This is a genomic window from Salipiger sp. PrR003 (genome assembly GCF_010500785.1).
In the GTDB taxonomy this organism is placed as follows: domain Bacteria; phylum Pseudomonadota; class Alphaproteobacteria; order Rhodobacterales; family Rhodobacteraceae; genus Salipiger; species Salipiger pacificus_A.
On sequence record NZ_JAAGOV010000087.1, the window covers coordinates 182,346 to 207,834 of the forward strand.

A 25,489-nucleotide genomic window follows, 5' to 3' on the forward strand; every position below is an offset into this window, starting at 1 on the left:
CCGGCGGCCCCAAAAGAAAATCCCGCGGACAGGCACCGCGGGACTAATTGGGAGGCCGGCAAGGCGGAGCAGATTACAGCCCTTCGCCCGGCGTATCTGCGTGCAGGTGGCGCTCACCGCGCGCCTTGGCTAGGGCGATCTGCTTCTGCCGCTCGCGGAAGCGCGCCTTGTCCTCGTCCGAGGTCTCGGCAACGCACTGGTGGCACGAGACGCCCTCTTCGTACTCGGGACGGGCCCGGTCCTCGGGCAGGATCGGCCGGCGGCAGGCATGGCAGAGCTCGTGCGGGCCTTCACGCAGCCCGTGCTCGACCGAGACGCGGCCGTCGAAGACGAAGCAGCTGCCCTGCCAGCTGCTGTCCTCCTCGGGCACCTCCTCGAGGTATTTCAGGATACCGCCCTTGAGGTGGTAGACCTCCTCAACGCCCTGGCTCAGCAGGTAATTCGTCGACTTCTCGCAGCGGATCCCGCCGGTACAGAACATAGCGATGCGCTTGTTGTGGAAGCGGTCTTTGTTCTGCGCCCACCACTCGGGGAACTCGCGGAACGTGGCGGTCTGCGGATCGACCGCCCCCTCGAAAGTGCCGATGGCGATCTCGTAGTCGTTGCGCGTATCGATCACCGCCACGTCGGGCGAGCGGATCAGATCGTTCCAGTCGGCCGGCGCCACGTAATGGCCGACGTTGGCGCGCGGATCGACACCGGGCTGACCCATGGTGACGATTTCCTTCTTCAGCCGCACCTTCATGCGGGCGAAGGGGCGCTCGGCGGCCTCGGAGACCTTCCATTCCAGATCGGCGCAGCCGGGCAGCGCGCGGATATGCGCGAGCACCGCATCGACCCCGGCGCGCGGGCCGGCGATGGTGCCGTTGATCCCCTCGCCGGCCAGCAACAGCGTGCCGGTGACCGAATTGGCGAGGCACAGGTCCAGAAGCGGTCCGCGCAGGACAGCGGGATCGTCGAAGCGGGTGAAGTGGTAGAGGGCGCAGACTGTGAACATGCGGGCGCATTTACGCTCAAGGGTCGAGTCGGGCAAGCGACCGGATTGCCGCAGCATTGACGCGCGCGCGGCGCGGCGCGTAAGCCTTTGGAAAATGCCCGGAGGCCCAGAGACATGCACGCGCTCATCGTCATCGACGTCCAGACCGATTTTTGCCCCGGCGGGGCGCTAGCCGTGCCCGGCGGCGACGAGATCGTCGCCCCGATCAACGCGCTGATGGACGAGGCCGACGCGGTGGTGCTGACCCAGGACTGGCACCCGGCCGGGCATTCGTCCTTTGCCAGCGCCCACCCGGGCAAGGCGCCCTATGACCTGACCGAGATGCCTTATGGCGCGCAGGTGCTCTGGCCCGACCATTGCGTCATCGGCAGCCCTGGCGCGGCGTTTCACCCGGCGCTGAACACCGACCGCGCCGATCTTATCATCCGCAAGGGCTACAACCCGGCGATCGACAGCTACTCGGCCTTTTTCGAGAACGACCGCCGCACGCCCACCGGGCTCGAGGGCTACCTGCGGACGCGGGGAGTCGAGCGGCTGACGCTCGTCGGCCTCGCCACGGATTTCTGCGTGACCTACTCGGCTCTGGATGCGGCGAAACTCGATTTCGCTGTAACCGTGCGCGAGGATCTCTGCCGTGCCATCGACCTCGACGGCTCGCTTTCGGCCGCCCGAGCGGGCATGAACGGCGCCGGCGTGAAGCTCTCGCGCGCCGCCTGAGCCAGCGGACGGGAACAATCGGTCCCGCAAGCCGTTGCCGGAAAGGCAGAAAGCGCTTGGCCCTCCCTGTCACATTCGCGTAACAGGGGCCCCGACTGCCCGTGAGGAGTGTGCGCCGTGGAAATCGCGACCCGAGTCTGGAACCACCGCTGGAAGATCGACCCGATTGTCCGGTCGCTGATCGATACCGATTTCTACAAGCTGCTGATGTGCCAGTCGGTCTTTCACAACCGGCGTGACACCCAAGTCACCTTCAGCCTGATCAACCGCTCCAGCAACGTGCCGCTGGCCAAGCTGATCGACGAGGGCGAGCTGCGCGAACAGCTCGACCACATCCGCTCGCTCAGCCTGTCACGCGGGGAAAGCACCTGGCTGCGCGGCAACACCTTCTACGGCAAGCGGCAGATGTTCCGTTCCGACTTCATGGAGTGGTTCGAGAGCCTGCGCCTGCCGCCCTATTTCCTCGAACGCGTCGGCGACCAGTACGAGCTGACCTTCGAGGGCAGCTGGCCCGAGGTCATGTTGTGGGAGATCCCGGCGCTCGCCGTGCTGATGGAGTTGCGCGGCCGCGCCGTGCTCAACCACATGGGCAAGTTCGAGCTGCAGGTGCTCTATGCCCGCGCCGCCACCAAGCTCTGGGAGAAGATCGAGCGGCTGCGGCAGCAGCCCGGCCTCAAGATCGCCGATTTCGGCACCCGCCGCCGCCACAGCTTCCTGTGGCAGGACTGGTGCGTGCAGGCGATGGTCGAGGGTCTGGGCGACGGGTTCACCGGCACCTCCAACTGCCTGATCGCCAAGAACCGCGATCTCGAGGCCATCGGCACCAATGCCCACGAGCTGCCCATGGTCTACGCCGCGCTGGCCGAGGATGACGCGGCGCTGGCCCGCGCGCCCTATGATGTTTTGGCCGACTGGCACCGCGAGCACGACGGCAACCTCCGGATGATCCTGCCCGACACCTATGGCACCGAAGGCTTCCTGAGGAATGCCCCGGACTGGCTGGCTGGCTGGACCGGCATCCGGATCGACAGCGGCGATCCCGAGACCGGCGCCGAGATCGCCATCCGCTGGTGGCAGGAGCGCGGCGAAGACCCGCGCGAAAAGCTGGTGATCTTCTCGGACGGACTCGACGAAGAAAAGATCCTCGAACTCTACCACAAGTTCGCGGGCCGGGTGCGGGTCTCCTTCGGCTGGGGCACGCTGCTGACCAACGATTTCCGCGGCCTCACGCCCGACGACCGGCTGGCGCCCTTCAGCCTCGTCTGCAAGGCAATCAGCGCCAACGGCAGGCCAACGGTGAAGCTCTCGGACAACCCCAACAAGGCGATGGGTCCGGCGGATGAGATCGCCCGCTACAAACGGGTCTTCGAGGTCGGTGAGCAGGAGCGCCACGAGGTCGTCGTCTAGGGCCACCTGCCCATTCCCGAGACTGGCATGTGCCGCGGCGTCGCGCTATGCAGGCGCGGCACTCTTAGTCTCAGGGAAGACCGCATATGGCTGGCATCGAACCGCAACCCGGCATCATGGACATCGAGCTCTACGTGGGTGGTGCGTCGCATGTGGCGGGCGTCTCGAACGTCATCAAGCTCAGCTCCAACGAGAACCCTTTCGGCCCCTCCCCGGCGGCGCAGGAGGCGGTCCGGCGCGTGGTGCACGAAATGCATCGCTATCCTTCCTCGGACCACACCGCCCTGCGCGAGGCCATCGGCGAGACCTGGGGGCTCGACCCGCAGCGGATCATCTGCGGCGCCGGCTCGGACGAGATCATCGCCTTCCTCTGCCAGGCCTATGCCGGGCCGGGGACCGAGGTGATCCACACCGAGCACGGCTTTGCCATGCACAAGATCTCGGCCATGGCCGCCGGCGCGACCCCCGTCGAGGTGGCCGAGCAGGATCGCGTGGTCAGCGTCGACAACATCCTCGCCGCCTGCACCGAGCGCACCCGGCTGGTGTTCGTCGCCAACCCCGCCAACCCCACCGGCACGATGATCGGCCTCGCCGAGCTCGAACGGCTGGCGAACGGCATCCCCGAGACCGCGCTTCTGGTGATCGACAGCGCCTATGCGGAATACGTCGAGGGCTACGATGGCGGCGCCAAGCTCGCCACTGACCGGCCCAACGTCTTCATGACCCGCACCTTCTCGAAACTGTACGGGCTGGGCGGCATGCGCATCGGCTGGGGTTACGGCCCGCAGGCGGTCATCGACGTTCTGAACCGTATCCGCGGCCCGTTCAACGTCGCCGCCCTGACGCTGACCGCTGCCGAGGCCTCGATCCGCGACACCGCCTACGTCGAGAAGTGCCGCGCGGAAAACGCCCGCATGCGCGCTTGGCTGAGCGAGGCGCTGGCCGAACACGGCGTGTCGTCGGATGCGTCCACCGCGAACTTCATCCTCGCCCGCTTCGGCTCGCAGGCCGAGGCCGAGGCCTGCGACGCCTACCTGCAGTCGCAGGGCGTTCTGGTGCGCCGCACCACCGGCTACGGGCTGCCGCAGGCGCTGCGTATCACCGTGGGCGACGAGGCGTCGTGCCGACGCGTGGCGCATCTGGTGGGGCAGTTCAAGGCCGGCGCCCGATGAGCGAGACGCAGACCTACGGAAAGGTGGCGCTGATCGGCCTCGGCCTCATCGCCTCGTCGATCTTCTGGGCGATGAAGCGGGCCGGCATGGAGAGCCATGTCACCGGCTACGCGCGCTCGGCAGAAACGCGCGAGACCGCAAAGCGCCTTGGCCTCTGCCACGAGGTCGTGGACAGCGCCGAAGCTGCGGTGAAAGACGCCGATCTGGTGATCCTTGCGGTGCCGGTCGGCGCCATGGGCCCGATCGCCGAGGAAATCGCGCCGCATCTCAAGCCCGGCTGCACCGTCAGCGACGTGGGCTCGGTGAAGAAGGAGATCATCGAGGCGGTGCGCCCGCACCTGCCCGAGGGGGTGAACTTCGTGCCGACCCACCCGATGGCGGGCACCGAGCATTCCGGCCCGGGCGCCGGCTTCGCCTCGCTCTATGACAATCGCTGGTGCCTGATCGTGCCGGACGGTGCCTCCGAGGAGGCCACGGCGAAGGTCGAGGCCTTCTGGCAGGCGCTCGGCGCCAAGACCGAGCAGATGGAGGTCGAACACCACGACCTCGTCTGCGCGGTGGTGAGCCACGTGCCGCACCTCATCGCCTACACGATGGTGGGCGTCGCCGACGACCTGCGGCGGGTCTCGGACCAGGAGGTGATCAAGTTCTCGGCCGCGGGTTTCCGCGATTTCACCCGCATCGCGGCCTCGGACCCGACCATGTGGCGCGACGTCTTCATGACCAACAAGCAGGCCACGCTGGAGATCCTCGGGCGCTTCACCGAAGAGCTCTTTGCGCTGCAACGCGCCATCCGCACCGGCGACGGGCAATTGCTCTTTGACTACTTCACCCGGACGCGGGAAATTCGTCGTGGCATCCTTCAGGCCGGTCAGGACACGGATGCGCCGGATTTCGGACGGGTGAAGGTGGAAAAATGATCTCTCGGGCAGCGGCACTGGCGGCAATGATGTTCTTCGCATCTCCGCTTTCTGCCGCGCCCGAAACCGCCCCCGATGCCTCGCTGCGTCCGGTCGCGCGCGCGCTCCTCGAGGCGCCGCAACCTGCCTCCGTCACCGTCACCGCCTCCGGCACGCTCGAACGGCCGAAAGCCAGGCCCGCACCGCTCGGCACAACGCTCGGCGATCCCGACCCTCCCGTAGGTGCCCCGGCCCTCGGTCACGGGCCCGACCCCCGCGACATCGCCCTGCGCACGGCGTTCGCCGCGCGCTCGCCGCAGGCGATCCCCAGATCGCTCCGCCCCAGCCCGCGCAGCCCCGCCATCGTCGAACAGGCGCTGGCGGTCCGCCGAGAGCGCGCCCGCGGCGCCGTCTGCGGCGATCCCGACCTGCAGGGCAGCATCATCGGGGCCGTTCCCGGGCGCATCTCGGGGTGTGGCATCGACGAGGCGATCAAGCTGCGCACGGTCTCGGGCGTCGCGCTCAGCACCCGCGCCACCATCGACTGCCCCACCGCCCGCGCCCTGAAGACCTGGGTCGAGCGCGCGCTGAAACCCGCGGTGGGTTCGACCGGGGGCGGCGTCTCAGGGCTGCGCATTGCTGGCAGCTACGCCTGCCGCTCGCGCAACAACCAGCCCGGTGCCAAGATCAGCGAGCACGCCCGGGGCCGCGCCATCGACATCGCTGCGATCCGCCTGAACGATGGCAGCGAGATCTCCGTGCTGAAGGACTGGGGCCGGAGCACCAAGGGTCGCATCCTGCGCAAGCTGCACAGCGGCGCCTGCGGTCCGTTCGGCACAGTGCTTGGCCCCGAGTCAGATCCGTTCCACAAGGACCACCTGCATTTCGACACCGCCCGCTACCGCTCCGGCAGCTACTGCCGCTGACAGGGAAATCCGGCGAAATCAGGGCAAGCATCCTCACTCCGGCGGGAGCGATTCGGAGGCAGCCGCACGAATCCGGAAACACTCCTCCGTCTTCCGCGCACATTGTCACCGGATCACCCCGAAATAAGGCCCACTTTGCGGCGAAAATTTGATAAATCGCCGTATCTTCCGCACCCTTGATGGGTGTTCCCTGCTGCTCGGGGAACCGCCTAGGAGGAGCGCACTGCCATGCGTCTTTTTTTCTATGCCGTTCTGGCGTCGCTGGCGGCCGCGCCAGTGCACGCCGACATCGCGATGGAGACCGCGCGGCTCGCACCGGGCTCGCTGCTGGTGATGCAGGACGATCAGGGCCATGTGGTCAGCCATCTCGCCCGGGGTGAGGTGGAGGGGCTGTACCGTTTCGATCTCTACGACGGGGCCACGGGGGATGCGCTCTACGCCGGGCGCTATTACACCGACACGCGCGGCGAAGTGCTGCTGAGCGTCACTGCGCAGGGCAATGTGACGCGCTTTGAACCCTATAGCTGCGCCCGCACGCTCGGCGCCTGCGAATACGACATCGTCCACGCGGACGGCCGGCGCGAAACCCGCCAGCGCGAGACCCGCGAAACCGAGGACGGGCTGGCGTGGACGGAATGGGACCGCAAGGGGCCTGTCGCCATCGGCGGCACCACGCTCGACGACCTCGGCGCGCCGCGCGAAAGCTGGCGCCGCGACCTGCGCAGCGGCGATCGCTCACGGGCCATCAGAATATCGTTGGCATTGAAATAGAAACTTAACGAATTTTCGAGAGTTTTGCAGGACGCGCTGGTCTCGCGGAGCTCAATGGCCGGAGGCGCCTTTGTTGTAACGGGTTTGGCGCGAGATCGGTCTGGCGGCGCGCACCTGCTGTCAGCCCGGAGAATGTGTAACCAGTGACGCAGGGCGGGGGAGACCCCGCCCTGTTTTTCTTGCAGGCTCAGCCTTCCTCGCCGCCGATCGCCGCGGCAAGCACCGCCCTTGCATTCTCGGAAGACCAATCGACGTCGCCGGTGATGCGTGCGACTTCCTGCCCCTCGGGGTTGATCAGCACCGTGACCGGCAGGCCCAGCACCGCCATCTGGCGCGCCAGCGCCGATTTCGGGTCGCGGTGGAGCGGAAGGTTGTCGACGCCGATCTCCTCGAAGAAGGTCTGCATCGCCGGCGGCGGGTTGCGGCCGGTGGCGATGGTCACCACCTCGAAGTCGGCGCCGCCCATATCCGCCTGCAACGCCGAGAGCGCCGGCATCTCCTCGCGGCAGGGGGCGCACCATGTGGCCCAGAAGTTCACCAGCGCCCATTTGCCCTGCAGGTCCGCCAGAGCCATGGGCGCGCCGTCGAAGTCGGTGAAGCCCGCGTTCCCCACCGGCTTTGGCGCCGCATGGAAGACCAGCTTCTTCATTTCGCCTTCCCTAAGGGCGCTTGCGGCCTCGGTATCGGCCAGCGCCGGATTTGCAAGCGCAACACCGGCGGTATAGAGGATCGCCAAGGCCAGTTTTTTCATCTTCCCTCCGGAAAGGCAGAGCATGTCGGACAAGACCTCGAACCAGATGTGGGGCGGCCGTTTCGCCGCTGGACCCGATGCCATCATGGAGGCGATCAACGCCTCGATCGGCTTCGACAAGCGGTTGGCGGCGCAGGATATTGCCGGCTCGAGGGCCCATGCGGCCATGCTCGCCGCCACAGGCATCGTGAAGACTAGCGACGCCGAGGCCATCCGGGAAGGTCTGCTCACGGTCTTGTCAGAGATCGAAGGAGGTGACTTCGCGTATTCCACTGCGCTCGAAGACATCCACATGAACGTCGAGGCCCGGCTGAAAGAGATCATCGGCGAGCCCGCCGGCCGCCTGCACACCGCGCGCTCGCGCAACGATCAGGTGGCGACCGACTTCCGTCTGTGGGTGCGCGACCAGTGCGACGCTGCCGAGGGCGGCATCCTCGCGCTGATGAAGGCGCTGCTGGGTCAGGCCGAGGCGGGCGCCGACTGGGTCATGCCGGGCTTTACGCACCTGCAGACCGCGCAGCCGGTGACTTGGGGCCACCACATGATGGCCTATGTCGAGATGTTCGCCCGCGATCTGTCGCGCATGCGCGATGCCCGCAAGCGGATGAACGAATCCCCGCTCGGCGCGGCTGCGCTGGCCGGCACCGGCTTCCCGATCGACCGCCAGATGACCGCCGAGGCGCTCGGCTTCGACCGGCCGATGGCCAACTCACTCGACGCCGTCTCTGACCGCGATTTCGCGCTGGAATTCCTGAGCGTCGGCTCGATTTGCGCCATGCACCTGTCGCGCTTCGCCGAAGAGTTGGTGATCTGGTCCTCGGCCCAGTTTCGCTTCGTGACCCTGTCGGACCGCTTCTCGACCGGCTCGTCGATCATGCCGCAGAAGAAGAACCCCGACGCCGCCGAGCTGATCCGCGCCAAGATCGGCCGCATCTTCGGCGCCAACGTTGCGCTGCTGATGGTGATGAAGGGTCTGCCGCTGGCCTATTCCAAGGACATGCAGGAAGACAAGGAACAGGTCTTCGACGCCGCCGACAACCTGATGCTGGCGCTGGCCGCGATGGAAGGCATGGTCCGCGACATGACCGCCAACGTCGCCAATCTCGAGACAGCGGCCGCTTCGGGCTTCTCCACCGCGACCGATCTGGCCGACTGGCTGGTGCGCGAGACCGGCCTGCCGTTCCGCGATGCCCACCATGTCACCGGCGCGCTTGTGGCCATGGCCGAAAAGAAGGGCTGCGATCTGAGCGATCTTTCGCTCGAAGAGATGCAATCGGTCAACGGGACCATCACCGAGGGTATCTTCGACGTCCTCGGCGTGCATAATTCGGTGGCAAGTCGAATGAGCTATGGTGGAACCGCCCCGGCCCGCGTGCGCGAGCAGGTGGCCCGTTGGAAGGAAATCCTCGGATGAGACGACTCGCCGGACTGTCCCTGATCGCCGTGACCATGCTTCTCGCTGCCTGCGAGGATCCGAACCGCGGCCCGAGGGTTCATACCGGCGTGTCCATCGGCCCCGGCGGCGTCCACCCTTCGGTGGGCGTCTCGGCGGGGCGCGGTCCTGTCCGCGTCGGCGTCGGCACCTGAGGCGCCGCGCCTTCTCTTCTCGCCTGACTTGTCGCGCCCAGCATCCTGGGCGATGGTGAACGCGCCCGCTGCTCAGGGGCGCGCAACGACCTAGAGGACGACCATGATCACCCGCAGCGTTTTGGCTCTCGGCCTCGTCGCACTGCTCGCCGCCTGCGGTGCCGACGGCCCGCCGACCCGCCCCGAACCCAAAGAGCGCCCCGCCGCATCGGGCGTCAGCGTCCATGGCACCGTGAAAATGGGCGTCGCCTATCCATGAGGCTGCGCCACCTCTGGCTTGGGCTCGCGCTCTGGGGCGCGGTTCGTCCGATGGTCTACCTGCTCGGCTGGCTCTCGCAGAACGGCTGGTCGCTGAACGGCCTCTTCGCCGCTTGGCAGGCAAATGCGGCGGTGACCGGGCTTAGCTGGGATCTGGTGATCGCCGCCGTCACGCTCACGCTCTGGATCCTCGCCGAGGTCGCCGTGCGCCGCAACTGGTCCGCGCTGCTGGCGATCCCCGCCACTTTCCTCATTGGCGTGAGCTGCGGGCTGCCGCTCTATCTATGGTTCCGCTCGCGCCCGATCTGAGCCCGGACGGCCCCTGTTCCCTTCCCACGGGTTATCCTTTATCCCGGCGCTGAAGCCCTAGGGCGGCAACAGTTATCCGGGGACCGAAATGGACCATTTCCTCTATCGCAACGGCATTCTCCACGCCGAGGACGTGCCCCTTCCAGAGATCGTTTCGCAAGTGGGCAGCCCGGTCTATGTCTACTCCACCGCGACCCTGTTGCGGCACTTCCTGCTGTTCGACGAGGCGCTGAACTGGGGGCCCCACCTCGTGTGCTACGCGATGAAGGCCGCCTCCAACCAGGCGATCCTCAAGACCCTCGCCAAGGCCGGCGCGGGCATGGATGTGGTCTCGGGCGGTGAATACGCCCGCGCCAAGGCCGCCGGCGTGCCGGGCGAGCGCATCGTCTTCTCCGGCGTTGGCAAGACCCGCGCCGAAATCCGCACCGCGCTGACAGGCGGCATCCGCCAGTTCAACATCGAAAGCGAGCCCGAGATGGAGGTGATCTCGGAGGTCGCCGTCACCCTTGGGCTGACCGCCCCGGTGACCATCCGGGTGAACCCCGACGTCGACGCCAAGACCCACGCCAAGATCGCCACCGGCAAATCCGAGAACAAGTTCGGCATCCCGATCGCCCGCGCCCGCGAGGTCTATGCCCGCGCCGCCGATCTGCCGGGGCTGAAGGTGGTCGGCATCGACGTGCACATCGGCTCGCAGCTGACCGATCTCGAGCCTTTCCGCCTCGCCTATCGCAAGGTGGCCGATCTGACCCACGCCCTGCGCGAAGATGGCCATGACATCCAGCGGCTCGACCTCGGCGGCGGCCTCGGCATCCCCTACACCCGCAGCAACGAGGCCCCGCCGCTGCCCACCGACTACGGCCAGATGATCCGCGAGGAACTCGGCGATCTGGGCTGCGAGATCGAGATCGAGCCGGGCCGCCTCATCGCCGGCAACGCCGGCATCCTCGTGTCGGAGGTGATCTACCTCAAGCAGGGCGAAGGGCGCGATTTCCTGATCCTCGACGCGGCGATGAACGACCTGATCCGCCCGGCGATGTACGACGCGCATCACGACATCGTCCCGGTGATCGAGCCCGCCCCCGCCACCGAGCAAAGCACCTATGACATCGTCGGCCCGGTCTGCGAAAGCGGCGACACGTTCGCCAAGGGCCGCACCATGCCCCCGGTCGCCCCCGGCGAGCTGGTGGCCTTCCGCTCGGCGGGTGCCTACGGCGCGGTCATGTCTTCGGAGTACAATACGCGGGCACTGGTCCCCGAGGTGCTGGTGAATGGCGATCAATTCGCTGTCATTCGCCGGAGACCGAGCTTTGAGGAAATCATAAACCGCGATACGCTCCCCGAGTGGTTGTAAGCTCTCGTTCCTGACGGGCCCCCTGCGACCACCGGACCGCAGGAGAGACCTCAGGAGACACCGATGGCCTCAAGGGACCGCGCGCCCGAAGACGTCCTGAAGCCTGTAAGATGGCAAATCCGCCTGACCCTCTGGGGCATGGCGGCGGAACGGGTCGTGCGCGCCTTCTGGCCGCTGTGGTCAGTGGTCTTCGTCGTTCTGGCCGCCCTGATGCTCGGCCTGCAGGATCTGGTGGACGTGGAATGGGTCTGGGCGGCCGGCGTGCTGGCACTGGGCGGCACCGGCTGGGCGCTCTGGCGCGGGATTCGGCGGATGCGCTGGCCGCGCCGCGAAGAGGCGATGCTGCGGCTTGACGGCACCCTGCGCGGCAGCCCGATCCTCGCCGCCCTCGACACCCCCGCCATCGGCGCCACGGACCCCGGCTCGCAGGCTCTGTGGAAGGCGCACCAAGAGCGCATGCGCACCCGCATGCTCGAGGCCCACGCGGTGCAGCCCGACCTGCGCGTCGCCCGCGCCGACCCTTTCGCCCTGCGCTACGTGGCGCTGCTGGCGCTCTTCGTCGCGCTGATCTTCGGGTCGCTGCTGCAGATGCGCTCGGTCACCGCCATGGGCCCCTCGGGCAACGGCCTCGCGTCCGGCCCGACCTGGGAAGGCTGGATGGAACCGCCGGCCTACACTCGCCTGCCGTCGGTCTACCTCAATGACATCACCGCGGCCTCGCTGGACGTGCCCGAGGGCGCACGCATCACCCTTCGGCTCTACGGCGAAGTCGGTGCACTCGATGTGACCGAGACCGTTTCGGGACGCGCGCCCGATCCGGCAGCCGAATCCGAGGCCCCTGCCGAAACGGCGCAGGATTTCGAGGTCATCCAATCAGGCGAGCTTGCCATCGACGGCCCCGGCGGCCGGTCGTGGCAGATTGCGGTCATTCCCGACACCCAGCCAACCGTTGCGCAGCAGGGCGAGATCGAGTCGAGCTACGAGGGCGACGCGCAAATTCCCTTCGCCGCCAGTGACGATTACGGTGTGGTCTCCGGCACCGCCCGCGTCGAGCTGGCGCTGGACGAGGTCGACCGCCGCTACGGGCTCGCGATCGAGCCCGAGCAACGCGCACAGATCGAGCTGCCCCTGCCGATGCCCATCGCCGGCAGCCGCACCGAGTTCACCGAGACGCTGATCGAGAACTTTTCGACACACCCCTGGGCCAACCTTCCGGTGCGCATCTCCTTCGAGGTCGCCGACGAGGCGGGCCAGACCGGCAGTGCCGCACCGCAGATCATCACCCTGCCGGGGCGCCGCTTCTTCGATCCGCTTGCCGCGGCGCTGATCGAGCAGCGCCGCGCGCTGCTCTGGTCGCGCGACAATGCCCGCGACGTGGGCCAGATCCTCCGCGCCGTCAGCTACAAGCCAGACGACATCTTCCGCTCGGCGGTGCCCTACCTGCGGCTGCGCACCATCCAGCGCCGCCTCGACGCCTTTGCCACCGACGGCATGAGCCCCGAGCAGCAGGACGAGATCGCGGGCGCGCTGTGGGACCTCGCGCTGCTGCTCGAGGAAGGTGACTTGTCCGACGCGCTGGAACGGCTGCAGCGCGCGCAGGACCGGCTGAACGAGGCGATGAAGAACGGCGCGAGCGATCAGGAGATCGCCGAGCTGATGCAGGAGCTGCGCGACGCGACCGACGACTATCTTCGCCAGCTCTCGCGGCAGGCGCAGCAGAACTCCGACCAGAACCAGCAGCAGATGGCCCAGGATCAGAACATGGTCGAGATGAGCCAGAACGACCTGCAACGCATGATGGACCGCATCCAGGAGCTGATGGAGCAGGGCCGCATGGCCGAGGCGCAGGAAGCCTTGCGCCAGCTTCAGCAGATGATGGAGAACATGCAGGTCACCCAAGGCCAGCCCGGCCAGGGACAGACCCCCGGCGAGCAGGCTATGGAGGGGTTGGGCGAGACGCTGCGCGACCAGCAGGGGCTCTCGGACGAGGCCTTCCGCCAACTTCAGGACCAGTTCAACCCCGGCCAGCAGGGGCAACAGGGCCAGCAGGGCCAGCAGCCGGGCCAGCCCGGACAGGGTCAACCCGGCGAGCAGCCCGGGCAGGGCGATGGACAGGCGCAGGGCCAGGGTCAGGGCGGGGACCAGCAGGGCGATGGCGGCACGCTCGAGGAAAACCTCGCCGATCGTCAGCAGGCGCTGCGCGACGAGTTGAACCGCCAGCGCCAGAACCTGCCCGGCGCGGGCACCGAGGCCGGAGAGGCCGCCCGCGATGCGCTGCGCCGCGCCGACGACGCCATGGACGGCGCCGAGGACGCGCTGCGGCAGGATGATTTTGCCGAGGCGCTGGACCAGCAGTCGCAGGCCATGGAGGCGCTACGCGAAGGCATGCGCAACCTTGGCGAGGCGCTGGCTCAGCAGCAACAGCAGGGTCAGGGCCAGCAAGGCATGGCGCAGGGCGGTGATCCCGGCCAGCAGCGCGATCCGCTCGGCCGCAACGCCGGCAGCAACGGCCAGCTCGGCACCGACGAGACCATGCTGCAGGGCGAGGACGTCTACCGCCGCGCCCGCGAACTGCTCGACGAGATTCGCCGCCGCACCGGCGAGGGCGAACGTCCGCAGGAAGAACTCGACTACCTGGAAAGGCTGCTGGAGCGGTTCTGACACGCTCCAGCGGCGCGCCGCCTCAGCCCTGCCCCAGCTTCGGCGAGGGCCGTGCCGACGCCAGCGGGGTCTCCGACAGGCGGATGGGGGTGCGGATGCCCGGCACGCCGTCGGCCTCGACCCGCATCCCCCGCGCGATCACCTGCGGGTTCTCGAAGACCTGATCGACCGAGTTGATCGGCCCAGCGGGCACCGTCGCCTTCTCCAGCGCGGCCAGCAGCTCACCCCGGTCCCAGCGTGCCAGCGCCGCGACCAGCGCGGGGCGCAGCAGGTCGCGATGCGCCACCCGCGCCTCGTTGGTGGCAAAGCGTCCGTCCTCGGCCAGCGTCAGGCCCAGCACGTCGCAGAGCCGGGCAAACTGCCCGTCGTTGCCCACGGCGAGGATCAGATCGCCCGAGCCGGTCGGCAGCACCTCGTAGGGCGCGATATTGGGATGCGCGTTGCCAAGCCGCCGCGGCGCCTTGCCGGTGGCAAGGTAGTTCATCCCCTGATTGGCCAGCACGCCGACGGCACAATCGAGCAGCGCCATATCGACAAGCTGCCCCTGCCCCGTGCGTTCCCGCGCCGCCAGCGCCGCCTGAATGCCGATCACCGAGTAGAGCCCGGTGAAAATGTCGGCAAAGGCCACGCCCACCTTCTGCGGCTCGCCCTCGGGGCTGCCGGTCAGGTCCATCCAGCCCGCCATGCCCTGGATGAGGAAGTCATAGCCCGCCCGCTCGGCATAGGGCCCGTCCTGCCCGAAACCGGTGATCGAGCAGTAGACCAGCCGGGGGTTCACCTCGCGCAGGCTCTCGTAGTCGAGCCCATACTTCCGTAGCCCGCCGAGCTTGAAGTTCTCGATCACCACGTCGGCATCCGCAACCAGCTCGCGCACCAGTGCCTGCCCCTCGGCGGTGCGGAAATCCGCGACCACCGAGCGTTTGCCGCGGTTCGTGGCGTGGAAATAGGCGGCTGACCGATCTCCGTCACGCTCGATGAACGGCGGGCCCCAGCGCCGGGTGTCGTCGCCCTCGGGCGCCTCGACTTTGATCACCTCGGCCCCGAGGTCGGCCAGCACCTGCCCGGCCCAGGGCCCGGCGAGGATGCGCGCCAGTTCGATGACGCGCACCCCGTGCATCGGCGGCAGCGGGGGAACCTGCATCAGAAGAACGCCTGGATGCCGGTCTGCGCCCGCCCGAGGATCAGCGCGTGCACGTCATGGGTACCCTCGTAGGTGTTCACCGTCTCGAGGTTGGCGGCATGGCGCATCACGCCGTATTCGATCTGGATGCCGTTGCCGCCGTGCATGTCGCGGGCCATGCGGGCGATATCCAGCGCCTTGCCGCAGTTGTTGCGCTTGATCAGCGAGACCATTTCGGGCGCGGCGCGGCCCTCGTCCATCAGCCGCCCGGTGCGCAGGCAAACCTGCAACCCCAGCGCGATCTCGGTCTGCATGTCTGCGAGCTTCTTCTGGAAGAGCTGCGTGCCCGCCAGCGGCTTGCCGAACTGCTTGCGGTCGAGGCCGTATTGGCGCGCCTGGTGCCAGCAGAACTCGGCGGCGCCCATGACGCCCCAGGCGATGCCGTAGCGCGCGCGGTTGAGACAGCCGAACGGCCCCTTCAGACCCTCGACATTGGGCAGCAGAGCGTCCTCGCCGACCTCGACGTCCTCCATGACGATCTCGCCGGTGATGCTGGCCCGCAGGCTGAGCTTGCCGCCGATCTTCGGCGCGCTCAGACCCTTCATGCCCTTCTCGAGCACGAAGCCGCGGATCTTGCCGCCATGCGCCTCGGACTTGGCCCAGACCACGAAGACATCGGCGATCGGCGCGTTCGAGATCCACATCTTCGAGCCCTTGAGCACGTAGCCGCCCTCGGTCTTCACCGCGCGCGTTTTCATGCCCGCCGGGTCAGAGCCCGCGTCCGGCTCGGTCAGGCCGAAGCAGCCGATCCACTCGCCGCTGGCGAGCTTCGGCAAGTACTTGTTGCGCTGCTCTTCCGAGCCATAGGCATAGATCGGGTACATGACGAGCGAGGATTGCACCGACATCATCGACCGATAGCCGCTGTCGACCCGCTCCACCTCGCGCGCGACGAGGCCATAGGCCACATAGCCCGCGCCGATGCCCCCATAGGCCTCGGGGATGGTCGAGCCGAGAAGGCCAAGCTCACCCATCTCGCGGAAGATCTCGGGGTCGGTGTGCTCGTCGAGATAGGCATGCTCGACGCGCGGCAGCAGCTTGTCCTGCGCGAAGGCATGGGCGGTGTCGCTGATCATCCGCTCTTCCTCGGTCAGCTGCTCACTGAACAGGAACGGGTCCTCCCAGTTGAACGAGGCAAGGGCGGGCTGTTCCTTGGGCTTGAGGTGGGACAGGTCGGTCATCGGGAGGCTCCTTCGGAAGGATCATGCGTTTGGCGCGCAGACTAGCGCCGCCGCGTCCCTCTGGAAAACGATTTGATTTGCTCAAGTCATGAACAAAACTCATAAGCTGCGCATGCAAGGAGGTCTCGATGCGCAAACCCTACATGCCCAGCGTCGGCGAGCTGGAAGCCTTTGTCGCCTGTGCCCGGCGCGGCACCACGACCATGGCCGCCGAGAGCCTGAACCTCACCCAGAGCGCCATCTCCCGCTCGCTCGCCGCCCTGGAAGATCGTCTCGGCGTCGCGCTTTTCCTGCGGGTGCGGCAAAGGCTGGTGCTTTCCCCGGCGGGTCAGGCCTTTTTGCTACAGGCCGAGAAGGTGCTGGGCGAGCTCGACGGCGCCGCCATGGGGGTCATGGCCTTTGGCGGGCAATCCACCGTGCTGCGTCTTGCCGTACTGCCGAGCTTTGCCCGCACCTGGCTGATCCCGCGCCTTTCCAGCTTTGCCCGCGAAGCCCCCGGCATCACGCTCGACCTCAGCGCGCGACTGCAGCCAGTGGAGTTCGCCCGCGACCCCTTCGACCTCGCGCTTATGCGCAGCCAGCATGAAACCCCCGGCACGAGTGCCGAAACCGTCGCCCGCGAGGAAATGGTGGTGGTCGCAGCCCCCGCGCTTCTCGCAGGCCGCACGGAACTCTCGGACGCCGAACTGCTCGAACTGCCGCTCTTGCAGCAATCCACCCGCCCGACGCTCTGGCTCGACTGGTTCCGCGGCAGCGACACCGACGCCCGGCGCATCCTGCGCGGCGCGCGCTTTGACCATTTCGACATGATCCTCGACGCGGCGACTGCCGGTCTCGGCGTCGGCATCGTGCCCGAGATCATCGCCCGCCCGGCACTCTCCAGCGGGCATCTGACACTTGCCGCCCCACGCCGCTTCGACACTGGCGAGAGCTACGCGCTGATCCTGCCCGAGCGCACCGCAGGCAGCGCCGAAGTCCGGGTTTTCAGGAGCTGGTTGCTGCGCGAAATCTCGGCGTGAGGCGCGGCGAGGCGCGGCAAAGAGCAACAGCCGCTTGAGCTGCGGTGCCATTCGGCACAGGCTCGCCGGGCGGCTCCGGACGTTCCCGTGGGCCATCCCCTTTCTTCAGCACGGCAGACCACCAGAAAGACAGCATGGCCCAGGAACTCACCCGCAACGCAGACACCGACGAGGCCTTCACGCTTGTCCTCAACGCGCAGGCCGTCCCCGGCTCGTTGTGGACCGAAGGCCAGAACGCCATTCTCAGCGACGCTGGCTTCGCACAAGCCGCGAACACCATCCGCGCCTGGCCCGGCTATGCCGAGACGCCCCTCGTCACGCTGCCGGCACTGGCGGCGGAGATCGGCGTCGCGGCTCTTCACTACAAGGACGAGAGCCCCCGCTTCTGCCTCGGCAGCTTCAAGGCGCTCGGCGGCGCCTACGCAGTGGCGCGGCTGCTTCAGAAGGAGCTCTCGACCCTGCTCGGCCGCGCGGTGACCATGGAGGAGATCACCGCCCGCGCGATCCCCGAGGCCGCGCGGATCACCGTCTGCTGCGCCACCGACGGCAACCATGGCCGCTCGGTCGCCTGGGGCGCGCAGAGCTTCGGCTGCGGCTGCGTGATCTTCATCCATGCAACCGTCTCCGAGGGCCGCAAGGCCGCCATCGAATCCTTCGGCGCCGAGGTCCGCCGCACCCCGGGCAACTACGACGACTCCGTGCGCGAGGCGCAGGAGGTGGCCAGCCAGGAAGGATGGTTCGTGGTCTCCGACACCTCTTATCCAGGCTACATGGACGTGCCGCGCGACGTCATGCAAGGCTACGAGCTCATGGCCGCCGAGGCGTTCGACGCCCTGCCCGCGCCGCCCAGCCACATCTTCGTGCAGACAGGGGTCGGCGGCATGGCCGCGGCGGTCACCGCCCAGGCGGTGCGCCGCTACGGCGCGGACCGCCCGAAGGTCGTGCTCTGCGATCCCGACCGGGCCGCCTGTTTCCTCGCGTCCTACCGGAGCGGCGCGCGCACCGCGGTGCACGGCGATCTGGACACGCTCATGGCCGGGCTTGCCTGCGGCGAGGTCTCGGCCCTCGCTTGGGAGATCCTGCAGGATCACGGCGATGCGGTGATCGTGCTCACCGATGCCGCCGCCATCGACGCCATGCGCCGCCTCGCCTTCCCCGAGGGGGGTGATCCGGCACTGGTCGCGGGCGAGTCGGCCGTCGCCGGCGTCGCCGGGCTGCGCCTCGCCATGACCGACCCCGAGGCCCGCGCCCTGCTGGGTCTCGACGAAGCCTCCCGCATTCTCACCTTCGGCACCGAGGGGGACACCGATCCCGAGCTCTACGCCGAGCTCGTCGGCGCCCCGGCCGCACAGATCCGCGCCCAGCAAAGGACCACGCCATGAGCCGCAAGTTCACCGTCGCCGCCGCCCAGCTCGGCCCCATCGCCCGGGACGAGCCGCGCAGCTCGGCCGTCGCCCGGCTCTGCGCGATGATGCGCGCGGCCAAGGCGCGGGGCGCCAGCCTCGTGGTCTTTCCCGAGCTTGCGCTCACCACCTTCTTTCCGCGCTGGTACATCGAGTCCGGAGCCGAACTAGACCAGTGGTTCGAGACCGAGATGCCGAGTGCCGCCACCGCACCACTCTTTGCGCTGGCCCGCGACTTGCGGATCGCCTTCCATCTCGGCTACGCCGAGCTGACCCCGGAAGGACGCCGCTTCAACACGGCCATCCTCGTTTCGCCCAGGGGTGAAATCCTGGGCAAGTATCGCAAGATCCACCTCCCCGGCCACCGGGAGAACGAGCCCTGGCGCCCCTTCCAGCACCTTGAAAAGCGGTACTTCGAAAAGGGCGACCTCGGCTGGCCGACCTTCGACATGCTTGGTGGCAAGCTTGGGATGTGCATCTGCAACGACCGCCGCTGGCCAGAGACCTGGCGCGTTCTGGGTCTCGGCGGCGCCGAGCTGGTCTGCCTGGGCTACAACACCCCGATCCATTTCGCTCCGGCACCCGAGCATGACCACCTGCAGTATTTCCACAACGAGCTGTCGGTCCAGGCGGGCTGCTACCAGAACGGCACCTGGGGCGTTGCCGTGGCCAAGGCGGGGCTCGAGGAATGCTCGGTGCTGATCGGCGGCAGCCTCATCGTTGCCCCCACCGGCGAAATAGTCGCCAGGGCTACGACCTCGGGCGATGAGGTGATCACGGCAGAGGTGGACCTCGATCGCTGCGCCGAGATTCGCGCCAATGTCTTCAACTTCGAAGAGCACCGCGAACCGCAGGACTACCTGCCGATCACCGCGCCCAAGCCAGACCGCCGCGCGGCGGAATAGCGCGGCTCCGAAGGGGCGTTCTAGAAATGAGAAGACGCGGAAGGCGCGCGCGCCCCCGCGTCTTCTAGGTCGAAGTATGCCGGGGGAGAAGCGCCCAGCGCCTCGGCGGCGAAACCCCCGTGGTCGTCGTCTGCGCGAGCGAGGCTCAGTAGCCGTAGAAGAACCCGGCGTTGTTCGCGAGGATGATGCGGATCGCGTAGATCCCGATAAGCGTCACCAGCGGCGCGAGGTCGAGCCCGCCCATCGGCGGCAGCACCCGGCGGATGGTGGAGTAGATCGGCTCGAGCAGCCGGTTCAGCCCGTCCCAGATCTGCGCGACCAGCGGCTGGCGCAGGTTCAGCACCTGGAAGTTGATGAGCCAGCTCATGATCACGTGCGCGATGATGATGAACCAGATCACGTCGAGGATCAGCATCAGGATCTGGAACAGCGATTGCATACGGGTGCGCCCTTTGTGAGTAAAACCGACCCCAGACCTAGGCAGCCTGGGCGCAAAGCTCAAGAGTGCCGCGAGGTCGTGGTTGACGCTGGCGTCACCCTGCGACCCCTTTGCCCCGAAAGGAGCGCCCATGTACCCGTTTCTGCGCCTCGCCAAGCAACAGTTCCTTGTTCGGAACGCCCCGCCGCTCGCCACCGGAGAGACCAGCGTGACCCGCCATATCTGCTGGCCCTGGGATCTCGACATGTTCGCCGAGCTCAACAATGGCCGGGTCCTGACGCTCTATGACCTCGGCCGGATGCCCATCGCGAAGCGCAGCGGCCTTCTGGCGCTGCTGAAGCGCGAGCGCTGGGGGTTTGCCGTCGCCGGCGCGACGGTGCGCTATCGCCGGCGGGTCAAGCTCTTCGACCGCATCGAAATGCGCAGCCGGGTGATCGGCTGGGACCGGCGGTTCATCTACATCGAGCAGGGCATGTGGAAGCGCAACGGCGAGTGCGCCAGCCACGCGGTGTTTCGCACCGCGGTGACTTCGGGCGCCGGGATGATCGCGCCCGAGCGCGTGATGGAGCTCCTGGGCCTCGAGACCGCCTCGCCGCCGCTGCCACTCTGGGTCGCCTCGTGGATCGAGGCAGAGGACCAGCGCCCCTGGCCGCCGATGCAGGAGTTGGTGCCCGCGCCGCTGCCGCTGGCCGCCACCGGGGAAGACGCCGCCTGAGCCCGGCCGCGCCGGGAGTGCCTTGCCTTGTGCGCCCGCCGCCTGTTCTATCGCCGCGAGGGCAATGACAGGGCAGATCGGGGCGAAACGGGCATGACGACGGACGGGACAGCGCAAAAGGCGGTCCGCAGGCGTATCTGGGGATGGTTCTTCTTCGACTGGGCCAGCCAGCCCTACAACACGCTACTGATCACCTTCATCTTTGCCCCCTACGTGAAGGAAATAATGGGCGACGGCAGCGCGGCCCAGGCAGCCTGGGGTTTCGGCATCGGCGCGGCGGGCCTCGTCATCGCCCTGCTCGCGCCGCTGCTCGGAGCAGTGGCCGACAGCGGCGGCCACCGGCTGCGCTGGATTTGGCTGTTCTCGGCGCTCTACATGGTCGGGTCCGGGATGCTCTGGTTCGCCGCACCAAGCGATTTCAACCTCAGCGTCACGCTGTTTTTCTTCGCGCTCGGCCTGGTGGGCATGGAGTTCGCCACGATCTTCACCAACGCCATGCTGCCGGACCTCGGCCCGCGCGAAGAGATCGGCCGGATCTCGGGCAACGGCTGGGCCTTCGGCTACCTCGGTGGGCTGATTGCACTGGCGTTGATGCTGGCGCTCTTCGCCGAGAGCGCCGCCACCGGAAGAACCTTGCTCGGGATCGACCCGATCTTCGGCCTCGACGCCGCCCAGCGCGAGGGCACCCGCGCTGTCGGCCCGCTCACCGCGCTGTGGTACGCGGTCTTCATGATCCCCTTCTTCCTCTGGGTGAAGGAGCCCAAAACCACCCCCCGGAAAGGGGCCGTGCGTCGGGGTTTGGCGCAACTCAAGGACACGCTGTCACGGCTGCCTCGCCGCCCCTCGCTTTTCGCCTATCTCGCCTCGTCGATGTTCTACCGCGACGCGCTCAACGGCATGTACGCCTTTGGCGGCATCTATGCCGCGGGGGTGCTGGGCTGGTCGGTGGTCGACACCGGGGTCTTCGGCATCCTTGCGATCATTTCCGGCGCGCTCTTCGCCTGGCTCGGCGGCAAGGCCGACGCCAAGCTTGGACCAAAACCGGTGATCACCGGGATGATCGTCCTGCTGACGCTGGTGGCCATCGCCATCGTGCTGGTCGATCGGGACCGCATCTTCGGCCTGGCCGTCGCCGACGGCTCGAAGCTGCCCGACCTCGCCTTCTACCTTTTCGGCGTGCTGATCGGCGCCGGTGGCGGCGTGCTGCAATCGGCCTCGCGCAGCATGATGGTGCGGCAGGCGGATCCGGCGCGCATGACCGAGGCCTTCGGGCTCTACGCGCTCTCGGGCAAGGCCACCTCCTTCCTCGCGCCTCTGCTCATCGGAACGGTCACCGCGTTGAGCGGATCGCAGAGGATCGGCGTCACGCCGCTGATCGTCCTTTTCGTTCTGGGTCTGTGTCTGTTACGCTGGGTTAAACCAGACGGAGATCGAGCAGAATGATCCGCACCCTGACCCGCCTCACCCTGGCCTCCACGCTTGCCCTGGCCTTGGCCTCGTGCAGCGATGACAGGCCCGCCCCGCGTGCAACCAGCACCGACCAATTGCCCAAGGTCACCGGCGTCATCTCATCAAAGAGCGCCAAGCAGCTCTTTGGCGCGCAGGACGTGTCCGCACGGCTTGCCCCGGCTGCCTACGGCTCCTATTCCAAGGGCTGCGTCGCCGGTGCCCAGCAGCTGCCCGAGACCGGGCCCACCTGGCAGGCCATGCGCCTGTCGCGCAACCGCAACTGGGGACACCCCGAGCTGATCGGTTTCGTCAAGGACCTGTCGCGCAAGGCCGCGCAGCTCCCCGGCTGGAACGGGCTCTATGTCGGCGACATGAGCCAGCCGCGCGGCGGGCCGATGACCTCGGGCCACGCCAGCCACCAGATGGGCCTCGACGCCGATATCTGGATGCGCCCCACCGACAGCCTGCAACTGACCCGCCAGCAGCGCGAGGATCTGTCGTCGATCTCCATGCAGCGCGCCTCGGGCGCCTATGTGAACGACAAGTGGACGCCGCAGCACCACGCGCTGTTGAAAGCCGCGGCGCAGGATCCGCGGGTCGCGCGGATCTTCGTCTTCCCCGGCGCCAAGGTGCAGATGTGCAAGGACGAGACGGGCGACCGCGCTTGGCTGCGCAAGATCCGCCCCTGGTACGGGCATCACTATCATTTCCACGTGCGCCTGAACTGCCCGCGCGGCGACGCCAGCTGCGTCGAGCAGACCCCGCCCCCCGCGGGCGACGGCTGCGCTGACGCACAGGCCTGGGTGAACAACATTCTCAACCCCCCGAAACCCGATCCCAACGCGCCGAAGGTGACCCCCAAGCCCAAGCGCGACCTAGTGATGGGAGACCTGCCGGCCCAATGCGCCTCTGTCCTCGCCGCGCGCTGAGCGCTGCGCACATCGCGGCGCTCACAAGCGTCCTGGCAGTCTCGGCCTGCGCCGAAACGCCAGAGACCGCGCCCGGGGCGCGCTATGTCGGCGCCCACACCTGGCACAATTCCCATGACCGCTTCGGCGGTTTCTCGGGGCTCGAGGTCAGCGAGGACGGCCGGCAGTTCACCGCGATCAGCGACCGCGGCAGCATCGTCATGGGACGCTTCGAGCGCGCCGGAGGCCTGGCAGACGGCGCGATCACCGGGCTTGCGGCGACACCGGTGGAGAAGCTGCTCGACGAGACCGGCACGCGCATGCACCCCGATATAGACGATGCCGAGGGGCTGGCCATCGGGACGGACGGGCGCCTCTACGTCTCCTTCGAAGGCCCGCCGAGGGTCCACGCCTCCGAGCGCTACGACCGCCCGGCGACCGTGCTGCCGAAGGGGCCGTTCTACCGGCAGCTGCAGATGAACTCGGGCATGGAGGCGCTGGCCATCGACGCACGGGGCCGGCTGCTGACCCTGCCCGAGCGCTCCGGCCAGCTCACCCGCCCCTTCCCGGTCTGGCGGCTCGAGGAGGGCGCCTGGAGCCATGTCTTCGACCTGCCACGCCGCGGCGGCTTTCTCGCCGTGGGGGCCGACATCGGGCCGGACGGGCGCTTCTACCTGCTCGAGCGCGAGTTCACCGGCTATGCCTTCCGCAGCCGGGTGCGCCGCTTCGACATTGCGGGCGACGAGGTACGCAACGAGCAAACCCTCTTCGAGAGCGCCCCGCTGCAGTTCGACAACCTCGAGGGGATCGCGGTCTGGAGCCCGGCGCCGGGGCGGATCCGACTGACGATGATCTCGGACGACAACTTCAAGTTCTTCCAGAAGACGCAGTTCGTCGAATACGACCTGCCGGAATCTCTTGATCGCGCGGACCTGAGCCAGTAAAGACCCGTCCGTCCGCCGGGCTGGCGGGCCGAGTTCCCCGCCACCTTGTAAAACGGGTCACCCTCATGACACGCTCCTACCTTCCCGGCATCCTTGCCATGGCCGCCACCGTGCTGGCCTCGAACATCCTCGTGCAGATCCTCTTCGGCCAATGGCTGACCTGGGGCGCCTTCACCTATCCCGTCGCCTTTCTTGTCACCGACCTGATGAATCGCCTCTACGGTGTAAGGGCCGCGCGCAAGGTGGTGCTGGCGGGCTTTGTCACCGGGGTGATCTGTTCGCTGATCGGCACGCAGGTGATGCTGCAGGGCGACGGCTACAGCTATCCTGCCGTGACACTGCGCGTTGCCATCGGATCGGGCGCCGCCTTCCTCGCGGCGCAGCTGGTGGACGTGAGCATATTCGACAAGCTGCGCGGCGGCGCCTGGTGGCGCGCGCCGCTGGCGTCGACCCTGGTCGGCAGCTCGCTCGACACGGCCATCTTCTTCTCGGTGGCCTTCGCCGGCTCGCTGAGCTTCCTCGAGCCGGGCAACGACGTGTCCTGGGCCAACGAGGCGCTGCCGCTGCTCGGCGCTGGCCCCGTCGTCCCGCTCTGGGTCTCGCTGGGGCTCGCCGACTGGATGGTGAAGCTGTCGCTGGCGATCCTCGCCCTAGTGCCCTTCCGGATGATCGTTTCGAAGGCACTTTCTTCCAGGGCAATTGCCTGAGTCTGTAAAAACGCTTTGCGGATGCGCGTTTCCGTGGCACGCTGAACTTGCGTTTTTCAAACAGCTGAAAGGAGGTGATCCAGTGTCTAGAGTCACATTGGAGAAAGGTGTCGGAACAGTTCGGAGGGCAGTGCGCTAGGGCAATCCCTGGCGTGAAGGAACCCGAATTGGCGCGACCTAACCGGCCCGCCTCCTTGACGTCTCGAATGGGTCACGCGACAGGCCGCGTGGCCCATTTCCATCCAGAAACGACCTTTCACAAACGGCCCGCGCCCCTCCGGCGCGGGCCGTTTGTGTCTCAGGCGACGAAGCTACCGGCTTGCGCGGCCCCGGCGCCGCGCTAATGTCCGCCGCATGTTGCGCATCACCGACACCATACACATCGAGGACTGGGAACTGACCGAGCAGTTCATCCGGTCCTCCGGCCCCGGCGGGCAAAACGTCAACAAGGTCTCCACTGCCGTCGAGCTGCGCTTCGAGGCCGAGCGCTCGCCGAACCTGCCCGCCCCGGTGAAAGCCCGGCTGAAACGTCTCTCCGGGCGGCGCTGGACGAAAGAGGGCGCGCTGGTGCTGCAGGTCGAGGACACGCGAAGCCAGGCCCGCAACCGCGAGATCGCCCGCGAACGCCTCGCCGAGCTGATCCGCAAGGCGCTGGAAAAGCCGCGCCGCCGCATTGCCACCAAACCAACGCTCGGGTCCAAGAACCGCAGGATCAAGGCCAAGAAGGAACGCGGCGCGGTCAAGGCCATGCGCGGCAAGGTCGATCCGGACTGAGACCCGGCAAGGGGTCGCTGCCGCTGGAACGTGGGCAAGACGGCGCCCAGTGTATT

The 25,489-nt window shown here is 67.6% G+C and carries 26 protein-coding genes; 21 read left to right on the top strand and 5 right to left on the bottom strand.

The window, feature by feature from the left end; all coding sequences use genetic code 11:
• Window positions 1-73: 73 nt before the first annotated feature.
• Window positions 74-997, bottom strand: a complete 924-nt coding sequence (locus G0D83_RS27480) for a rhodanese-related sulfurtransferase (protein WP_164197687.1) — start codon at window positions 995-997, stop codon at window positions 74-76.
• A gap of 114 nt (window positions 998-1,111) precedes the next feature.
• Between G0D83_RS27480 and pncA the strand changes: the two genes are divergently transcribed.
• The 6 genes from pncA to G0D83_RS27510 all read left to right on the top strand — a co-directional run bounded on the left by pncA (window position 1,112) and on the right by G0D83_RS27510 (window position 6,889).
• Complete coding sequence (gene pncA / locus G0D83_RS27485) at window positions 1,112-1,714, top strand: bifunctional nicotinamidase/pyrazinamidase (protein WP_164197688.1); 603 nt, start codon at window positions 1,112-1,114, stop codon at window positions 1,712-1,714.
• Window positions 1,715-1,831: 117 nt separating this feature from the next.
• Window positions 1,832-3,121 carry a nicotinate phosphoribosyltransferase gene (pncB, locus tag G0D83_RS27490; RefSeq protein ID WP_164197689.1) on the top strand — a complete coding sequence of 430 codons (1,290 nt, stop codon included), beginning with the start codon at window positions 1,832-1,834 and terminating at the stop codon, window positions 3,119-3,121.
• 86 nt (window positions 3,122-3,207) lie between these two features.
• A complete protein-coding gene (gene hisC, locus G0D83_RS27495) occupies window positions 3,208-4,293 on the top strand; it encodes a histidinol-phosphate transaminase (protein WP_164197690.1) in 1,086 nt (361 codons plus the stop codon).
• The gene (locus tag G0D83_RS27500) at window positions 4,290-5,213 is read left to right on the top strand and encodes a prephenate/arogenate dehydrogenase family protein (RefSeq protein WP_164197691.1); all 924 of its coding nucleotides are present in this window, start codon (window positions 4,290-4,292) and stop codon (window positions 5,211-5,213) included. Before hisC ends, G0D83_RS27500 begins: the two co-directional genes overlap by 4 nt.
• Window positions 5,210-6,118: an extensin family protein gene (locus G0D83_RS27505; RefSeq protein ID WP_164197692.1), complete on the top strand. Its 909-nt coding sequence runs from the start codon at window positions 5,210-5,212 to the stop codon at window positions 6,116-6,118. The genes G0D83_RS27500 and G0D83_RS27505 overlap by 4 nt, the downstream gene beginning before the upstream one ends.
• Window positions 6,119-6,346: 228 nt before the next feature.
• The gene (locus tag G0D83_RS27510) at window positions 6,347-6,889 is read left to right on the top strand and encodes a hypothetical protein (RefSeq protein WP_164197693.1); all 543 of its coding nucleotides are present in this window, start codon (window positions 6,347-6,349) and stop codon (window positions 6,887-6,889) included.
• Between the two features lie 187 nt (window positions 6,890-7,076).
• On the opposite strand, the gene G0D83_RS27515 is transcribed toward G0D83_RS27510, so the two are convergent.
• Window positions 7,077-7,640, bottom strand: a complete 564-nt coding sequence (locus G0D83_RS27515; RefSeq protein WP_164197694.1) for a TlpA disulfide reductase family protein — start codon at window positions 7,638-7,640, stop codon at window positions 7,077-7,079.
• Between the two features lie 22 nt (window positions 7,641-7,662).
• On the opposite strand from G0D83_RS27515, the gene argH reads away from it, so the two are divergent.
• From argH to G0D83_RS27545, 6 genes are all read left to right on the top strand, one after another.
• Window positions 7,663-9,054 carry an argininosuccinate lyase gene (gene argH, locus G0D83_RS27520; RefSeq protein ID WP_164197695.1) on the top strand — a complete coding sequence of 464 codons (1,392 nt, stop codon included), beginning with the start codon at window positions 7,663-7,665 and terminating at the stop codon, window positions 9,052-9,054.
• Window positions 9,051-9,227, top strand: coding sequence for a hypothetical protein (locus G0D83_RS27525; RefSeq protein ID WP_159099527.1), 177 nt, complete (start codon window positions 9,051-9,053; stop codon window positions 9,225-9,227). The genes argH and G0D83_RS27525 overlap by 4 nt, the downstream gene beginning before the upstream one ends.
• 103 nt (window positions 9,228-9,330) lie before the next feature.
• Entirely contained in the window at window positions 9,331-9,486 is a 156-nt protein-coding gene (locus tag G0D83_RS27530; RefSeq protein WP_193989045.1) for an argininosuccinate lyase, read from the top strand.
• Window positions 9,483-9,794 carry a DUF2834 domain-containing protein gene (locus tag G0D83_RS27535; RefSeq protein ID WP_164197696.1) on the top strand — a complete coding sequence of 104 codons (312 nt, stop codon included), beginning with the start codon at window positions 9,483-9,485 and terminating at the stop codon, window positions 9,792-9,794. Before G0D83_RS27530 ends, G0D83_RS27535 begins: the two co-directional genes overlap by 4 nt.
• Window positions 9,795-9,882: 88 nt before the next feature.
• Window positions 9,883-11,148: a diaminopimelate decarboxylase gene (lysA, locus tag G0D83_RS27540; protein WP_164197697.1), complete on the top strand. Its 1,266-nt coding sequence runs from the start codon at window positions 9,883-9,885 to the stop codon at window positions 11,146-11,148.
• A 63-nt stretch (window positions 11,149-11,211) separates the two neighbouring features.
• On the top strand, window positions 11,212-13,809 hold the full coding sequence (locus tag G0D83_RS27545; RefSeq protein WP_164197698.1) for a TIGR02302 family protein: 2,598 nt from the start codon (window positions 11,212-11,214) through the stop codon (window positions 13,807-13,809).
• A 22-nt stretch (window positions 13,810-13,831) separates the two neighbouring features.
• On the opposite strand, the gene G0D83_RS27550 is transcribed toward G0D83_RS27545, so the two are convergent.
• Window positions 13,832-14,950, bottom strand: coding sequence for a CaiB/BaiF CoA-transferase family protein (locus G0D83_RS27550; protein ID WP_164197699.1), 1,119 nt, complete (start codon window positions 14,948-14,950; stop codon window positions 13,832-13,834).
• Window positions 14,950-16,170 (bottom strand): acyl-CoA dehydrogenase, encoded by a 1,221-nt coding sequence (locus G0D83_RS27555; RefSeq protein ID WP_108964299.1) that lies wholly within the window; start codon window positions 16,168-16,170, stop codon window positions 14,950-14,952. Before G0D83_RS27555 ends, G0D83_RS27550 begins: the two co-directional genes overlap by 1 nt.
• 128 nt (window positions 16,171-16,298) lie before the next feature.
• Here G0D83_RS27555 and G0D83_RS27560 point away from each other — a divergent pair, with 128 nt between their 5' ends.
• From G0D83_RS27560 to G0D83_RS27570, 3 genes are all read left to right on the top strand, one after another.
• Window positions 16,299-17,189 (top strand): LysR substrate-binding domain-containing protein, encoded by an 891-nt coding sequence (locus G0D83_RS27560; RefSeq protein ID WP_164197700.1) that lies wholly within the window; start codon window positions 16,299-16,301, stop codon window positions 17,187-17,189.
• Between the two features lie 134 nt (window positions 17,190-17,323).
• On the top strand, window positions 17,324-18,571 hold the full coding sequence (locus G0D83_RS27565; protein WP_164197701.1) for a diaminopropionate ammonia-lyase: 1,248 nt from the start codon (window positions 17,324-17,326) through the stop codon (window positions 18,569-18,571).
• A complete protein-coding gene (locus G0D83_RS27570; protein ID WP_164197702.1) occupies window positions 18,568-19,497 on the top strand; it encodes an N-carbamoyl-D-amino-acid hydrolase in 930 nt (309 codons plus the stop codon). Before G0D83_RS27565 ends, G0D83_RS27570 begins: the two co-directional genes overlap by 4 nt.
• A 145-nt stretch (window positions 19,498-19,642) precedes the next feature.
• Here the strand turns inward: G0D83_RS27570 and G0D83_RS27575 are convergent, their stop codons facing one another.
• Window positions 19,643-19,936: a YggT family protein gene (locus G0D83_RS27575; RefSeq protein ID WP_095883109.1), complete on the bottom strand. Its 294-nt coding sequence runs from the start codon at window positions 19,934-19,936 to the stop codon at window positions 19,643-19,645.
• A gap of 130 nt (window positions 19,937-20,066) precedes the next feature.
• Between G0D83_RS27575 and G0D83_RS27580 the strand changes: the two genes are divergently transcribed.
• The 6 genes from G0D83_RS27580 (at window position 20,067) to arfB (ending at window position 25,433) form a co-directional block, all read left to right on the top strand.
• Entirely contained in the window at window positions 20,067-20,651 is a 585-nt protein-coding gene (locus tag G0D83_RS27580) for an acyl-CoA thioesterase (protein WP_164197703.1), read from the top strand.
• 42 nt (window positions 20,652-20,693) lie between these two features.
• Complete coding sequence (locus G0D83_RS27585; RefSeq protein ID WP_164197734.1) at window positions 20,694-22,094, top strand: MFS transporter; 1,401 nt, start codon at window positions 20,694-20,696, stop codon at window positions 22,092-22,094.
• Window positions 22,091-23,029 carry a penicillin-insensitive murein endopeptidase gene (gene mepA / locus G0D83_RS27590; RefSeq protein WP_164197704.1) on the top strand — a complete coding sequence of 313 codons (939 nt, stop codon included), beginning with the start codon at window positions 22,091-22,093 and terminating at the stop codon, window positions 23,027-23,029. The genes G0D83_RS27585 and mepA overlap by 4 nt, the downstream gene beginning before the upstream one ends.
• Window positions 23,002-23,952, top strand: a complete 951-nt coding sequence (locus G0D83_RS27595; protein ID WP_164197705.1) for an esterase-like activity of phytase family protein — start codon at window positions 23,002-23,004, stop codon at window positions 23,950-23,952. Before mepA ends, G0D83_RS27595 begins: the two co-directional genes overlap by 28 nt.
• Window positions 23,953-24,017: 65 nt before the next feature.
• On the top strand, window positions 24,018-24,659 hold the full coding sequence (locus tag G0D83_RS27600; RefSeq protein WP_164197706.1) for a queuosine precursor transporter: 642 nt from the start codon (window positions 24,018-24,020) through the stop codon (window positions 24,657-24,659).
• A 354-nt stretch (window positions 24,660-25,013) separates the two neighbouring features.
• The gene (gene arfB / locus G0D83_RS27605) at window positions 25,014-25,433 is read left to right on the top strand and encodes an alternative ribosome rescue aminoacyl-tRNA hydrolase ArfB (protein ID WP_164197707.1); all 420 of its coding nucleotides are present in this window, start codon (window positions 25,014-25,016) and stop codon (window positions 25,431-25,433) included.
• The last annotated feature ends 56 nt before the right edge of the window (window positions 25,434-25,489 follow it).

Coding starts and splice junctions, on each gene's coding strand:
- G0D83_RS27530 (WP_193989045.1), top strand. CDS start 9,331: ATGATCACCCGCAGCGTTTTGGCTCTCGGCCTCGTCGCACTGCTCGCC.
- G0D83_RS27580 (WP_164197703.1), top strand. CDS start 20,067: ATGTACCCGTTTCTGCGCCTCGCCAAGCAACAGTTCCTTGTTCGGAAC.
- G0D83_RS27500 (WP_164197691.1), top strand. CDS start 4,290: ATGAGCGAGACGCAGACCTACGGAAAGGTGGCGCTGATCGGCCTCGGC.
- G0D83_RS27600 (WP_164197706.1), top strand. CDS start 24,018: ATGACACGCTCCTACCTTCCCGGCATCCTTGCCATGGCCGCCACCGTG.
- G0D83_RS27510 (WP_164197693.1), top strand. CDS start 6,347: ATGCGTCTTTTTTTCTATGCCGTTCTGGCGTCGCTGGCGGCCGCGCCA.
- G0D83_RS27515 (WP_164197694.1), bottom strand. CDS start 7,640: ATGAAAAAACTGGCCTTGGCGATCCTCTATACCGCCGGTGTTGCGCTT.
- hisC (WP_164197690.1), top strand. CDS start 3,208: ATGGCTGGCATCGAACCGCAACCCGGCATCATGGACATCGAGCTCTAC.
- G0D83_RS27575 (WP_095883109.1), bottom strand. CDS start 19,936: ATGCAATCGCTGTTCCAGATCCTGATGCTGATCCTCGACGTGATCTGG.
- G0D83_RS27570 (WP_164197702.1), top strand. CDS start 18,568: ATGAGCCGCAAGTTCACCGTCGCCGCCGCCCAGCTCGGCCCCATCGCC.
- argH (WP_164197695.1), top strand. CDS start 7,663: ATGTCGGACAAGACCTCGAACCAGATGTGGGGCGGCCGTTTCGCCGCT.
- G0D83_RS27555 (WP_108964299.1), bottom strand. CDS start 16,170: ATGACCGACCTGTCCCACCTCAAGCCCAAGGAACAGCCCGCCCTTGCC.
- G0D83_RS27480 (WP_164197687.1), bottom strand. CDS start 997: ATGTTCACAGTCTGCGCCCTCTACCACTTCACCCGCTTCGACGATCCC.
- mepA (WP_164197704.1), top strand. CDS start 22,091: ATGATCCGCACCCTGACCCGCCTCACCCTGGCCTCCACGCTTGCCCTG.
- lysA (WP_164197697.1), top strand. CDS start 9,883: ATGGACCATTTCCTCTATCGCAACGGCATTCTCCACGCCGAGGACGTG.
- G0D83_RS27545 (WP_164197698.1), top strand. CDS start 11,212: ATGGCCTCAAGGGACCGCGCGCCCGAAGACGTCCTGAAGCCTGTAAGA.
- G0D83_RS27550 (WP_164197699.1), bottom strand. CDS start 14,950: ATGCAGGTTCCCCCGCTGCCGCCGATGCACGGGGTGCGCGTCATCGAA.
- G0D83_RS27525 (WP_159099527.1), top strand. CDS start 9,051: ATGAGACGACTCGCCGGACTGTCCCTGATCGCCGTGACCATGCTTCTC.
- G0D83_RS27595 (WP_164197705.1), top strand. CDS start 23,002: ATGCGCCTCTGTCCTCGCCGCGCGCTGAGCGCTGCGCACATCGCGGCG.
- pncA (WP_164197688.1), top strand. CDS start 1,112: ATGCACGCGCTCATCGTCATCGACGTCCAGACCGATTTTTGCCCCGGC.
- arfB (WP_164197707.1), top strand. CDS start 25,014: ATGTTGCGCATCACCGACACCATACACATCGAGGACTGGGAACTGACC.
- G0D83_RS27505 (WP_164197692.1), top strand. CDS start 5,210: ATGATCTCTCGGGCAGCGGCACTGGCGGCAATGATGTTCTTCGCATCT.
- G0D83_RS27565 (WP_164197701.1), top strand. CDS start 17,324: ATGGCCCAGGAACTCACCCGCAACGCAGACACCGACGAGGCCTTCACG.
- G0D83_RS27560 (WP_164197700.1), top strand. CDS start 16,299: ATGCGCAAACCCTACATGCCCAGCGTCGGCGAGCTGGAAGCCTTTGTC.
- G0D83_RS27535 (WP_164197696.1), top strand. CDS start 9,483: ATGAGGCTGCGCCACCTCTGGCTTGGGCTCGCGCTCTGGGGCGCGGTT.